Source organism: Subtercola sp. Z020 (assembly GCF_002931235.1).
Classification (GTDB): Bacteria; Actinomycetota; Actinomycetes; order Actinomycetales; family Microbacteriaceae; genus Subtercola.
Genome location: NZ_PSTT01000120.1, coordinates 1 through 11,492, shown reverse-complemented (window position 1 = coordinate 11,492; position 11,492 = coordinate 1). Strand labels below are relative to the sequence as shown.

The following is an 11,492-nucleotide window of genomic DNA, read 5'->3' as shown; positions in this document are numbered from 1 at the left end:
CGGGCGACCTGCCCGTCGCCGACACCCCCGCGTGGATCACCGCGACCCTCTGCGCGCCGCCGCCCGCTCCGCGTACGCGCCTCAGCTGCCCGCACGGGTCTCACCGGCCGTGGGAGGGTGACGGCGGCGGCGCGCAGAGGGTCGCGGTGATCCACGCGGGGGTGTCGGCGACGGGCAGGTCGCCCGAGAGCACCAGGGCGGCGAACGCGATCGCCTGCTCGCCGAGGCGACCGTCTGGCGAGTCGTGCGGGTCGCGACGCAGGTGCACAGACACGAAGCGGGTGAGGGATGCCCCGAGGCGCGCTGCGGCCGCTGCGGTTCCGGCGAAGTGCCTGGCCTGCCCCGAGGTTCCGTCGTCGAACGCGGCGGCGAAACCCCGGCCCGGCAGGCGGTTGCGGCCCGCGACGGCGGCATCGAGCATCCAGAGCGGGCCTCGGCGGATGCCGGCACCCTCGGTTCCGAGCCGCACCAGGAACTCGCGACCCGTCGGCCCGTCGGCCCCGATACGGCCTGCGAGGGCGGAGAGTTCGGCGCACGCATCCATGTCAGAGAACGCTACGGCATTCGACAGATCGCTCGTTCGTCGTTTGACTGGAGCTATGGAGAAGACACAGAGAGACCTCAGACAGATTGTCGGAATCGCTTCTGTAACGCTCGTCGCCGGGATGCTCACGGCGTGTACGGGAATGGATGATCGGGGCTCCGACGCGGGGGCGGAGACGGGTGCGGGCACGGCGTCTGCGTCTGCGGCACCCCCCTCTGCGTCGGCGTCTGCCGTGCCGACGGAGCCCGGGTCGGCGGGGTCGGCAGCACCGACGTCGGGCGCGCAGTCGGCCGCCCAGCCGGGCGCTCCCTTCGACCCCGACGAGGCCGCCGCGTGGACGACGGACATCGCCCGGCAGATGCTGGGCAGCCGGGAGCCGGGCGCTCTGGAGGGCTCGGCCGGCCACCTCGACGACGCCACCTCGCAGAACAGGGTCGAACGCTTTCTCAGCCTGCCCGCCGGCGACTACTCGTACGCCTTCGCCTGCCGCGGAGGGGGCGAGGTGACGCTCGGCGTCGCCACCGGTGCCGCCGTGGGCGACGGTTCGGGAGACCTCGGAACGGAGTCCCCGCTGCTGGCGGGGAGCTGCTCGGGGCAGATCCTCGGTGGAGACTTCACGGCCGAGGAGGGTGGCACGGAGTTCCGCCTCCGCGCGAGCGGCGCGGCGGTCGACTACGTGCTGCGCTACGGCGCTCCGATCGCGCGGTAGCGGTAGCGCTAGCAGTAGCAGTAGCGGTAGCAGTAGCGGTAGCCCCGCGCCCGGCCCCGGCGCGGTCACGCGATGGGGCGGGGCGCGGCGCGGTCACGCGATGCGGCGGGCGGTCAGCGGCGGCGGGCGCGCTCGAGGGTGCGGTTCGCCCACACTTCGTCGCCGTCGCCTCGGTCGGCCGCCAGGCTCATCGTGTTCCACGCGGCGTACACTGCGGGCAGCGGAGCGGCCGCGGGGGCGCGAGCGGCGGTGCGGGCGAGTCCGGGCGCCGACCGCGAAACCGACGCACCCGCAGCCGCAGCCGCAGCCGGAGTCGGAGTCGCAGCCGCAGCCGCAGGCACAGCCGAGGGCGCCAGCAGATAGGCGCCGCGCGCGGTCACGGTGCCGACGAGGCTCCGCACCTCGCGCTCGAGGGAGGCCGGCGCCCCGGGCCCGAACGGCGGGTCGAGAAAGACCAGGTCTTCTTCGGCGACCTCCGCGACGATCGCGTAGAACGCGCGGGTGTCGAACCGCACGTCCCGTTCGGCGAGCAGAGCGGACACCCGCCGAACGTTCGTCTCGTCGAACGCGACGGCGGCAGGGTCGCGCCCCGCGCTGCCGCGCAGGTACAGCAACCGCGCGGCGCGGTCGACCGGCTCCATTCCGACCAGCTCGTCGCCCCGCAGACCGGCGAGGGCGGCCCGCTTCGCCCGGTCGTGCCGGTCGCGGAGGGCGAGGGTGCACGCGACCAGCCGGTCGGCATCCGCCTGCAACACCTGCCAGGCGTTCACCACCTCGGGGTCGTCGCTGCTCAACCGGAAGGTCGACTCGGCGAACCGCTCCATGAAGGCGAGCGCAACGGCTCCCGATTCGAGGAACGGTTCGACGTAGCTCCCGAAGACGCTTGGAGCCTGCGCGAGCACGAAGTCTGCGTGCCGGCGGGTTCGGGCCGGCTGCAGGAAGAGCGGCGAGAGCGGCTTCGGGCGGTCGGGCACACTCCATTCTGACAGCGCGGCGGTTCTGGGCGGCGCCCCGACCCTGCCAACGCGAAGGCGCGATTCCCAGCACCCACGCGGCCCACCCACAGCGGCAGCGCACCCCGGCCGAATATCGTGGGGGCGATGCCCGAGCCCGAAGAACACGAACCCGCCGCGACCCCGCCCCGCCTGCACCTGGCCGCACGCGCCCTGTTCCGCGGCACACCGGTCTGGGCCTTCCGCGCGGGCATGTTCCTCATCCAGCGCGGGGAGACCCGGCGCATGAACGTCGACCCGGTCGGCGGCGTCGCGCACACCGACGACATCGACTACGCCGGCTCCGGGCATCCCGCCCAGCGACTCGATGTGATCGTGCCGACGGATGCCGCGGGCACCCTGCTGCCGGTGTACATCTACCTGCACGGCGGCGGCTGGACCTCGGGTGACAAGTCGACGGTCACGAAATACTGTGCGCACCAGGCAGCCAGCGGAATGGTCGTGGTGAACGTCAACTACCGGCCGGCCGGCCGCTTTCAGATGGACCACCTGATCGACGACGCCGACCGTGCGGTCGCCTGGGTGCACGAGCACATCGGCGACTTCGGCGGCGACCCGGGCCGCATCGTGCTCGGCGGCGATTCCGCCGGCGGCCACATCGCAGCCCTCCACACCGCAGCGGCGGCGAGCCCCGAGCTGCGTGAGCACTTCGGCATGTCCCCCGAGCGCCGCACGCCCGCGGTGCAGGGCCTCGTTCTGCACTGCAGCGCGGTCGACTTCTCGATGTTCTTCGGCCGCGCCCCGATTCTCAGCCGGAGCTTCGTGCGCCTGTTGAGCCCGCGCTCCGGTGGTGCCCGGAAGGCACTGAAGGCGGCTGCCGCCTACCTCTCACCGATCGAATGGATCGGCCCCGGGCATCCTGCTGTCTTCGTGACGACGAGCGCCCGCGACTACTTCTACGAATCGAACCTGCGCTTCATCGAACGCTTGCGTGCGGCCCTCGTGCCCGTCGAGACGATCGTCTACGGCGGCGCGAACCGCAACACCCTGCACACCTGGCAGCAGAACTACCGGTTTCCCGAGTCGCAGACGGTCTGGGCGCGGGTGACCGCCTTCGTCAACCGGGTGACGGCGCCCGTTCAGAGCGCCGTCACCACCGACTGAACGCTACTTCGCGAGGAAGTCGAGCACCGCCGCGTTCCACTCCTCGGGGTGGCTCACCGTCACACCGTGCGGTGCGTCGTGGATGACCACGAGCTCACTGCCCGGGATCGCTTCATGGGTGCGGGCACCGGATCCCTCGAACGGAACCGTGCCATCGCCGTCGCCGTGGATCACCAGCGCCGGCACACTCACCTTAGTCAGATCGTCGCGGAAGTCGGTGCCGGCGAACGCGGCCATGCAGGCGAGGGCGGCGACCTTGCTCGACTGCAGGGCGAGGGCGATGGCCTGCTGGCGCTGCTCCTCTGTGACCTTCAGAACGCCGTCGACCGAGAAGAACTGCGTGGTGAAGTCGTCGTAGAACGCGTTCTCGTCGGCGGTCAGACCGGCCGTCATCTTCGCCGCCTGCGCAGCGTCGAGGGGGCCGTCGGGGTTGGTCGGCCCCTTCAGGAGGAACGGCGGAACCGCTGAAGAGAAGACCACGCTGTGCAGGCGCTCGGCGCCGTATTTCGTGAAGTAGCGCGCGACCTCACCCCCACCCATCGAGAACCCCACGAGGGTTACATCGTTCAGGTCGAGCTCGGTCAGCAGCGTGTGCAGGTCTTCGGTCAGCGTGTCGTAGGTGTATCCGGTGCGCGGCTTGTCGCTCCGGCCGAATCCACGGCGGTCGTACGTGATGACCCGGTACCCGGCGGCTTCGAACGCCGGAACCTGCTCCGACCACGACTCACCCGACAGCGGCCAGCCGTGGATCAGAACGACCGGTCGGCCCGATCCGCCCGTGTCGTCGACATGCAGGTCGGTGTTCTTGAACAGTCCGTGGTGTGCGGTGATCTCCGTCATCGTCTCTCCTCGTTCTCGTGTGGGGTTCTCATGTGTCGTTCTCGTGTGTCGTTCTCGTGCGGTGTTCTCGTGAGTCGGCGCCGGCGCAGGGCCCGCACGCTCGTACCTTGAGTTTCGGCGCGGTCGACCGCGAGCGTTTGGCGAGGGCCGGGGGGTTGACAATGTCCCGATGAGGAGCAGTGATGTCTGCAAACGCTCTCACGGGCATCCGGAATCTACGGCACTATAGGAAAGAGGATCGATCGACCGTTCCCGTTCTTCGGGTTGTGAGGATGCCGTGACACCTGACCGCAACACGCTCGCCGACTATCTGCGCGCACGGCGCGAACTGCTGCAGCCCGAAGAGGTGGGCCTGAACCGCGACGACCACCGCCGCGTTCGCGGGCTCCGCCGGGAGGAGGTCGCTCACCTCGCCGGCATCAGCCCCGAGTACTACCTGCGCCTGGAGCAGGGCCGCGACCACCAGCCCTCCGAGCAGGTGCTCGAGGCGCTGGCCGGGGCGCTGCTGCTCGACACGGCCGGCCGCACCTACCTGTTCCGGCTCGCCCGGCCTGCCCCGGCTCCGGATGCCCCACCGGCGGCGCCGGCGGGGAGACGGGTGTCACCCGGGGTACAGGCGCTGCTCGCCGAATGGTCGCGCCTGCCCGCCTACGTCTCCGATCGCAACCACGACATCCTGGCGGTGACCGGCCCGGGCGCCCTGCTCGCGCCGGGATACCTCGTTCCCGGCAACAACCTTCTCGCCGCCGTCTTCGACCCGGCTGTTCGAGCGCACTCCCCCGACGACTGGCAGGCCACGGCGTCGTCGCTGGTGGCGTCGCTGCGCTTCCACTCCGACCCGCGCGACGAACGACTGCACCAGCTCGTCGGTGCTCTGTCGGTTCGCCACCGCGAGTTCCGGCGGATGTGGGCGAGGCACGAGGCGCGCCCCCAGGTGTCGGGCACGACCCTCGCGCACATCGACGAGCTGGGCTGGATCAGCTTCCACTGGCAGACGCTCGAAGTGCCGGGCTCGTGCGGACAGTTCGTCACGACCTTCTTCGGCGCCCCGGGCTCACCGGCCGCTGCTGCGAGCGCCTACCTCGCCGTGCGGAGCATCCAGAATCAGGCCTCTGTCGGGCCCGACGCGATCTCGATCAGCTGAGCGAGCGCGAGGTGGGAGGCAGGATCACTGGCACGAAAGACGAAGAGCACGTCGTCGTACTCGTCGGGCACCCGGAGCCGTTGGTAGGTGAGGTCGAACGACCCGACGACCGTGCCGGTGAACCGCACCCGGGCGCTGGCCTCCGGCCGGGTCTCGTCGGCCCACGCCTCGGCGAACTCCCGGCTGCGCGCCGAGAGCTCGCCCACGATGTCGCGGAACGAGGCGTCTTCTTCATGCTGGTCGAGCGAGTCCCGCAGCATCGCCGTGACCTGGTCGGCGACGGGGGCCCACTCCGGGTCGCCGTGTCGCACCTGCGGCTCGAGAAAGGTGAACCGCACCAGGTTCACGCCCTCGACGAAACTGGGCGACACCGCGCGGGCGGCGTCGTTCGACGCGACGACCGTGAGGTGCCGGTCGCTCAGGAAGGCCGGCACCACCTGCCAGGAGTCGATCAGTTGGCGGATGGCGGCCCGCCGCGCCGCACGCCCGGTGTTCTCCTGCATGGCTTCACGATAATCGGCGGGCCGCAGAGCGAACTGTCCCTCCGAGGGCCAGCCATCCGTCCCATCGCAGGAGTACGGCGGTGACGCCCCCGCGCTCCCACCTCGGCGCGTACCTGCGGGCACGGCGCGGTCTGGTGCAGCCCGAAGACGTGGGCCTGGCGCGCGATCCCTCCCGGCGGGTGGCCGGGCTCCGCCGCGAGGAGGTGGCCGCCCTCGCCGCCATCAGCCCCGACTACTACCTGCGGCTCGAGCAGGGCCGAACCCACCAGCCGTCCGACCAGGTGCTGGTGTCTCTCGGGCGTGCGCTGGCACTGGATCAAGATGCCGTGACCCACCTCTTCCGCATCGCCCGCCCCCGCGCCGGCCGCCGCCACACCGGTGCCGCGAGCGCCGCCGACGACCCGAACCTCGTCGGGCTGCTGGCGCAGTGGCCGAGCACGCCCGCCTTCATTCTCGACAGCACCCAGACGATCGTTCTGGCGAACACCCTGGCGCGCGCCCTCGGCGCCGGCTACACCGAGGTCGGCTCGAACCTCGTGCTGGCGATGTTCTCCGAGCCGATGCGGCAGACCAGCGCCGACTGGGAGAGCGCCGCCCGGGACAGCCTGGCCGCCCTGCGCTACCACAGCGACCCCGACGACCCGCGACTGCGGCAGATCGTCGGCACCCTCGAGGCGAACGACGCCGACTTCCGTCGGCTCTGGGCCCGGCACGACGCCCGCCCCTACGTGACCGGAAGCACGCGGACGTTCGTCGACGGGGTCGGCCCCGTCGACCTGCGATTCCAGAACTTCGCCGTGCCCGGGCACGACGGGCACACCCTCACCGCGTTCTTCGACGAACCGGGCACGCAGGCCTCGGCCGCGCTCGCCTATCTCGCCGCACAGGGTGAGATAGTTTTGAGCCATGGCCCGCACGCGCAGCTTCGATGAGACCGCACTGCTCGACTGCGCCCAGGAGGTGTTCTGGGCGAAGGGCTACGACCGGGCATCCATCGAAGAGATCTCGGCCTGCTCGGGTGTCGGCAACGGCAGCATCTATGCCGCCTACACCAGCAAGCTCGGCCTCTTCCTCGCCACCTTCACGCGCTACTGCGCCGGCCGGGTCGAACTGGTCGAGTCTGTCGTCGGCTCGCACACCGGCACTTTCGAGCAGGCCGTCGCCCACTACCTCGACGAGATCGTGGCCGACTGCACGTCACGCGCCGACCTCCGCGGCTGCCTGATGCTCAACAGCCTGGCCGAACTCGGCTCGCGCTTCCCCGAGGTGGTCGCTGTCGGCAGTCGCACCATCGGCGAGATGGAGCGCATCCTGAGCGACCGGGTCGCAGACGGTGTCGCGACGGGCGAGGTGACCCTCACCTCAGACGACGAGACCGAGGCGCTCGGAGCACACATCGTGCTGGTCTCGCAGGGCCTCATCTCGTTGAGCAGGCTGGGCGTGCCCGCCGCGCGGCTGCGGGCGATCGCGGCGACGTCGAGCCGCCTGTCGGCGATGCGCGCGGCCTGAACCGCGGCGGCGCTGCGCTGCGGCGCGCGCGCAGACGGCCGCCGGAGACCCCGCCGCAGGGATCACACCGCGCCGGTGGCCTCCCGCAGGCGCATCAGCTTCAGGCTGAGGTGCAGCGTGCTGCGCTTCAGCCCGTCGGCCAGCGCCTCCCGCACCAGGGCCGGCATGTTGTCGAGCCGGTAGTAGAGCGTGGTGCGGTGGATGTGCAGCCGGGCGCAGGCCACGCTCGTGCGGCCGCCCGCGTCGAGGTAGGTCTCGATGGTCTCCCGCTGCACGGCGTCGCCCGACCTCGCGAGGGCCTCGGCCGCCGGCGAGATGTCGGCCAGGCGCGGAGCATCCGCCGCCACCGCGTGCAGCAGCACCCAGCCGCCGAGGGCGTCGATGTTCTGGGCGGGCTGCAGCTCCGGTAGGGCAGCCGTGAGGTCGGCCGCCACCCGCGCCTGCTCGGCCGACTCGAGCAGGTCCCCGGATGCCCCGCGGTGCTCTGCGGAGCCGAGTGCCCGCAGCGGCACCCCGAGGCGGAGCGACTCTGCGCGCATCCACTCGTCGAGCACCTTCTCGTCGAACGAGTCGCGGGTCGCCAGGTAGATCGCGCCGTCGAGGTCGCCGATGAAGGTGGTGTGCGAGGGCGCTGCCGCCGCCAGCCGGCGGCCGGCCACGAGCCGGCGCTCGGCGCCGACCTGCGGGGCGACCAGCAGCGCGCGCACGACGGTGCGCCCCGTCGTGTCGATCCACCGCCGCGCGAGCGCCTCGGAGTACGCCGCGCGCCGCACAGCACGGTCGCGGTGGAGCAGACGGGCGAGAGTGAGCTCGCGGCCCGATGACGGTTCGCCCGCGGCATCCGTCGACAGCAGGTCATGTGCCACCAGATCCTGCAGCGTCATTTCGTGTCTCTCCGATCGACCGTCGAGTGCACCGCGTCTGCGGCACCTTCACCGTACAAACAGCAGCGCCCGGGGGCGTGGCCCTCGCGTGGCCACCCACCCGGGCTGCTCAGGCGGGCGCCGTGCCGCCCGTGGTCTGGAAGCTCCGCTGGTACGCCGAGGGCGTGACGCCCCGGCGCGCCACGAACGCCCGCCGGAAGGCGACGGCCGTACTGAACCCGGCGAGGCGACCGGCCCCGGCGACCGTGTGCCCCTGTTCGAGCCAGCCCGTGGCGACCTCGAGGCGCATCGAGGTGACGTACTCGAGCGGCGACATGCCGAGTTCGTCCCGCACCACCCGGGTCAGATGCCGGGTGCTCACGTTGGCGTGCGCCGCGAGGTCGCTGAGGGTGCTCGGCCGGCTCGGGTCGGCACTGACGTAGTCGGCGACGGCGCGGGCGACAGAGGTGCGGGGCGGGGTGGCCCGCAGCGACGCCGAGAACTGCGACTGGCCGCCCGGGCGCTGCATGTAGACGAGCAGCAACTGCGCGATGCTGCGGGCGACGGCCGCGCCGTGATCCTCTTCGACGAGGGCCAGGGCGAGGTCGATGCCCGCCGCGACCCCGGCCGAGGTCGCGATGTCGCCGTCGCGCACGAAGATCGAGTCGGGGCGCACCACGACATTCGGGTACGAAGCGGCAAGCCGGGCCGCGAACTTCCAGTGGGTGGTCGCCTCCCGCCCGTCGAGCAGGCCCACCGCCGCCAGGGCGAACGCCCCGCTGCAGATCGAGGTGACGCGGCGGGACCGCTGGGCGAGATCGGTGACAGCCGACAGCAGCGCAGGGTCGTCGAAGACCCCGGGCGCACTCTCGCTGCCCGGCACGATGAGCGTGTCGAAGTCTCCCGGGGCGCTCGTTCCGGCCTGCACGGAGACCTGCACGCCCATCGAGCTCGTGACCGCCCGGCCGTCGAGCGAGAGAAAGACCAGCTCGTACCCGTCGACCAGCTGGTTGGCTTCGAGAAACACTTCGGCCGGGCCGACGAAGTCGAGCATCTTCACGTGGTCGAAGAGCAGCACCCCGATGCGCCTTCGCCGTTTCGCGCCACCGGCGCTCGCGGGCGACCCCGTCATGCCGAGCTCCCTCCACCACTCCGTCCCCCAGTCTGACGGCATCGACCGCACTCTGGGCGGCACTGCTGCGCACCCGGCGGCAATTCTGGAATGGTGACTCCATTAGAGCAGAATCGACGCCTCGGCGCGCGCTGCATGGTAGCGCGCTGCATGGTAGTCAGAGGGTCAGGCGCGGGTTCTGGATGCCCGACTATCGTCGGCAGCATGAGAGTGCGCCACGCAGCCGGCTTCTGGATCGTCGCCGTCACCTTCCTGCTGGTGATGGCCTACTCGACCGTTCCGACGCCGCTCTATCCCCTCTACCAGCAGCGCGACGACTTCCCCACCCCGGTCGTCACCGTCATCTTCGCCGCCTACGCCGTCGGCGTGATCGTCAGCCTGTACCTCGCGGGGCACGTGAGCGACTGGCTCGGTCGGCGGAGGGTGCTCGTGGTGGCCGTGCTGGTCTCCGCACTCTCGGCGGTGCTGTTCCTCGCCTGGCCCGACGTTCCGGGGCTCATCGTCGCGCGCGTCGTGAACGGTGCGAGCATCGGCATCCTCACGGCAACCGCGACGGCCCACCTCACGGAGCTGCGGGCCGAGGCCCGGCCCGACGAGAACACGATCATCGCGGCATCCGTCTCGGGCGGGGCGAACCTCGGCGGGCTCGCCCTCGGCCCGCTGATCGGTGGGCTGTTCGCCGAGTTCCTGCCCGACCCGCTCGTTCTGCCGCACATCGTCTTCCTCGTGGTGCTGCTGGTCGGCGCCATGGTTCTGCTGCTCGTTCCCGAGACGGTCGACATTCCGGCCGACCCGCCGCGCTGGCGGCCGCAGCGGCTCTCCGTTCCGCGCGACGGTCGCAGGGCCTTCGCCATCGCGGCGTTCGGTGCGTTCTCCGGCTTCGCTGTGTTCGGCCTCTTCACCTCGCTGGCCCCGACGTTCCTGGTCGTGACCTTCGAGCAGCACGACCACCTGCTGGCGGGTGCGATATCGTTCTCGGTCTTCGCCGCCGCGGCCACCGGCCAGATCGTCTTCGCCCGCGTCTCGCCCCGGCGACAGCTCACCCTCGCGCTGGCCTGCTGCGCGGTCGGCCTGGTGCTCGTCGCCCTCGGTGCGGTGCTGCCGCTTCTCGGCGTCTTCATCCTCGGTGGAGTGATCTCGGGCCTCGGGGTGGGGCTGCTATTCCGCGCGGCGATCGCGACGGCCGTGCGCATCGCCGACCCCGCCCGCCGCGGTGAGACGCTCGCGCTGATGTTCCTCATCGCCTACGCCGGGCTCGCCGTTCCGGCCCTCGCCGTGGGCGGCGCGCTCGGTTTCGAACCGGCCACCGAGGTTCTGCTGGTCTTCGTCGTCGTCGTTCTGGCGGCGACCCTCACCGCCGGTACCCTCATGCGCAGGGGCACCCCCCGGCGCTCGAACACCCCAACAAGGAAGGCATGACCATGTCAGACGAGAACGCAGACACTCACCTCAGCCCCCACCACCGTGACACGCTCGAGAAGATCCTGTCGCACCCGGTCAGCCACAACGTCGAGTGGAGCAGTGCTCGCAAGCTGCTGGAGGCCGCCGGAGAGGTGACCGTGCGCCACGACGGCAAGATGGTGGTCACCCTCGGCGGAGAGACGGAGGTCTTCGAGGACTTCGGCCGCAAAGACCTCGACACCCAGCAGATCGTCGACCTGCGGCGCATGCTGCACGCGGCCGGCTACGGCCGAACCGACTGAATCGGTAACTCCGCCGAAACACCCGGGCGGTAGGGTGATCCCACGTTCTGAGACGGGGGAACCATGCAGAGCTGCGACCTTGCCGCCACCGGCTTCGACTCCTGGCCGGTGCTGGTCGCGCTGGCGTTCGTCGCGACTGGACTCGGCGCTGCCACTCTGCTGCTCCGCTGCGGCCGGGGCGGCGAGCAGCATCCCGGCGGGCGCCCCGGCCAGCGTGGCGGCCGGCGTGGCAGCCGGCGTGGCCCCGGTCGTGCGCTGTACGCGGCGATACCGCTGCTGCTGCTCGCCCTCGTCGTGTCGGGCGGGGTCTCGCCGTCGTCGGCCTCCGCGGCCGCGTCGTGCCCGGTGGGGGCGCCCACGCCACCACCGAGCTCGGTTCCCGGCCCGACCGGAACCGCCACCCCGACACCGACGGCTGCGCCCACCCC

13 protein-coding genes and 1 pseudogene are annotated in these 11,492 nt (G+C 71.4%); 8 read left to right on the top strand and 6 right to left on the bottom strand.

Annotation, left to right across the window (positions count from 1 at the left end; genetic code table 11):
• Positions 1 to 100: 100 nt before the first annotated feature.
• Positions 101 to 544, bottom strand: coding sequence for a hypothetical protein (locus tag C5B96_RS15355; protein ID WP_104246233.1), 444 nt, complete (start codon positions 542 to 544; stop codon positions 101 to 103).
• Between the two features lie 55 nt (positions 545 to 599).
• On the opposite strand from C5B96_RS15355, the gene C5B96_RS15350 reads away from it, so the two are divergent.
• The gene (locus C5B96_RS15350) at positions 600 to 1,253 is read left to right on the top strand and encodes a hypothetical protein (protein ID WP_146078216.1); all 654 of its coding nucleotides are present in this window, start codon (positions 600 to 602) and stop codon (positions 1,251 to 1,253) included.
• 113 nt (positions 1,254 to 1,366) lie between these two features.
• Here C5B96_RS15350 and C5B96_RS17215 read toward each other — a convergent pair whose 3' ends face one another.
• The gene (locus C5B96_RS17215) at positions 1,367 to 2,227 is read right to left on the bottom strand and encodes a DNA adenine methylase (RefSeq protein ID WP_146078215.1); all 861 of its coding nucleotides are present in this window, start codon (positions 2,225 to 2,227) and stop codon (positions 1,367 to 1,369) included.
• A 126-nt stretch (positions 2,228 to 2,353) separates the two neighbouring features.
• On the opposite strand from C5B96_RS17215, the gene C5B96_RS15340 reads away from it, so the two are divergent.
• Positions 2,354 to 3,370, top strand: a complete 1,017-nt coding sequence (locus C5B96_RS15340) for an alpha/beta hydrolase (protein WP_233189241.1) — start codon at positions 2,354 to 2,356, stop codon at positions 3,368 to 3,370.
• Positions 3,371 to 3,373: 3 nt separating this feature from the next.
• On the opposite strand, the gene C5B96_RS15335 is transcribed toward C5B96_RS15340, so the two are convergent.
• Complete coding sequence (locus tag C5B96_RS15335) at positions 3,374 to 4,210, bottom strand: alpha/beta fold hydrolase (RefSeq protein WP_104246230.1); 837 nt, start codon at positions 4,208 to 4,210, stop codon at positions 3,374 to 3,376.
• Positions 4,211 to 4,487: 277 nt separating this feature from the next.
• Between C5B96_RS15335 and C5B96_RS15330 the strand changes: the two genes are divergently transcribed.
• On the top strand, positions 4,488 to 5,354 hold the full coding sequence (locus C5B96_RS15330; protein ID WP_158507203.1) for a helix-turn-helix domain-containing protein: 867 nt from the start codon (positions 4,488 to 4,490) through the stop codon (positions 5,352 to 5,354).
• Here C5B96_RS15330 and C5B96_RS15325 read toward each other — a convergent pair.
• Positions 5,315 to 5,857, bottom strand: a complete 543-nt coding sequence (locus tag C5B96_RS15325; protein ID WP_104246228.1) for a hypothetical protein — start codon at positions 5,855 to 5,857, stop codon at positions 5,315 to 5,317. The two genes, C5B96_RS15330 and C5B96_RS15325, sit on opposite strands and share 40 nt — an antisense overlap.
• Before the next feature lie 80 nt (positions 5,858 to 5,937).
• Here C5B96_RS15325 and C5B96_RS15320 point away from each other — a divergent pair, with 80 nt between their 5' ends.
• Complete coding sequence (locus tag C5B96_RS15320) at positions 5,938 to 6,789, top strand: helix-turn-helix transcriptional regulator (RefSeq protein WP_104246227.1); 852 nt, start codon at positions 5,938 to 5,940, stop codon at positions 6,787 to 6,789.
• Entirely contained in the window at positions 6,764 to 7,366 is a 603-nt protein-coding gene (locus C5B96_RS15315; RefSeq protein ID WP_104246226.1) for a TetR/AcrR family transcriptional regulator, read from the top strand. The genes C5B96_RS15320 and C5B96_RS15315 overlap by 26 nt, the downstream gene beginning before the upstream one ends.
• Before the next feature lie 62 nt (positions 7,367 to 7,428).
• On the opposite strand, the gene C5B96_RS15310 is transcribed toward C5B96_RS15315, so the two are convergent.
• Together C5B96_RS15310 and C5B96_RS15305 are read right to left on the bottom strand one after the other, a co-directional pair.
• A complete protein-coding gene (locus C5B96_RS15310; RefSeq protein ID WP_104246225.1) occupies positions 7,429 to 8,250 on the bottom strand; it encodes a helix-turn-helix domain-containing protein in 822 nt (273 codons plus the stop codon).
• 109 nt (positions 8,251 to 8,359) lie between these two features.
• On the bottom strand, positions 8,360 to 9,403 hold the full coding sequence (locus C5B96_RS15305) for a GlxA family transcriptional regulator (protein WP_233189240.1): 1,044 nt from the start codon (positions 9,401 to 9,403) through the stop codon (positions 8,360 to 8,362).
• 162 nt (positions 9,404 to 9,565) lie between these two features.
• Here C5B96_RS15305 and C5B96_RS15300 point away from each other — a divergent pair, with 162 nt between their 5' ends.
• The 3 genes and pseudogenes from C5B96_RS15300 to C5B96_RS15290 form a co-directional block, all read left to right on the top strand.
• A complete protein-coding gene (locus tag C5B96_RS15300; RefSeq protein ID WP_233189239.1) occupies positions 9,566 to 10,780 on the top strand; it encodes an MFS transporter in 1,215 nt (404 codons plus the stop codon).
• Positions 10,777 to 11,064 carry a hexulose-6-phosphate synthase gene (locus tag C5B96_RS15295; protein ID WP_146078214.1) on the top strand — a complete coding sequence of 96 codons (288 nt, stop codon included), beginning with the start codon at positions 10,777 to 10,779 and terminating at the stop codon, positions 11,062 to 11,064. The genes C5B96_RS15300 and C5B96_RS15295 overlap by 4 nt, the downstream gene beginning before the upstream one ends.
• 63 nt (positions 11,065 to 11,127) lie before the next feature.
• Positions 11,128 to 11,492 (top strand): annotated as a pseudogene (locus C5B96_RS15290) (hypothetical protein); the annotation flags it as partial.

Coding starts and splice junctions, on each gene's coding strand:
- C5B96_RS15300 (WP_233189239.1), top strand. CDS start 9,566: ATGAGAGTGCGCCACGCAGCCGGCTTCTGGATCGTCGCCGTCACCTTC.
- C5B96_RS15350 (WP_146078216.1), top strand. CDS start 600: ATGGAGAAGACACAGAGAGACCTCAGACAGATTGTCGGAATCGCTTCT.
- C5B96_RS15295 (WP_146078214.1), top strand. CDS start 10,777: ATGACCATGTCAGACGAGAACGCAGACACTCACCTCAGCCCCCACCAC.
- C5B96_RS15325 (WP_104246228.1), bottom strand. CDS start 5,857: ATGCAGGAGAACACCGGGCGTGCGGCGCGGCGGGCCGCCATCCGCCAA.
- C5B96_RS15340 (WP_233189241.1), top strand. CDS start 2,354: ATGCCCGAGCCCGAAGAACACGAACCCGCCGCGACCCCGCCCCGCCTG.
- C5B96_RS15315 (WP_104246226.1), top strand. CDS start 6,764: ATGGCCCGCACGCGCAGCTTCGATGAGACCGCACTGCTCGACTGCGCC.
- C5B96_RS15310 (WP_104246225.1), bottom strand. CDS start 8,250: ATGACGCTGCAGGATCTGGTGGCACATGACCTGCTGTCGACGGATGCC.
- C5B96_RS15335 (WP_104246230.1), bottom strand. CDS start 4,210: ATGACGGAGATCACCGCACACCACGGACTGTTCAAGAACACCGACCTG.
- C5B96_RS15305 (WP_233189240.1), bottom strand. CDS start 9,403: ATGCCGTCAGACTGGGGGACGGAGTGGTGGAGGGAGCTCGGCATGACG.
- C5B96_RS15355 (WP_104246233.1), bottom strand. CDS start 544: ATGGATGCGTGCGCCGAACTCTCCGCCCTCGCAGGCCGTATCGGGGCC.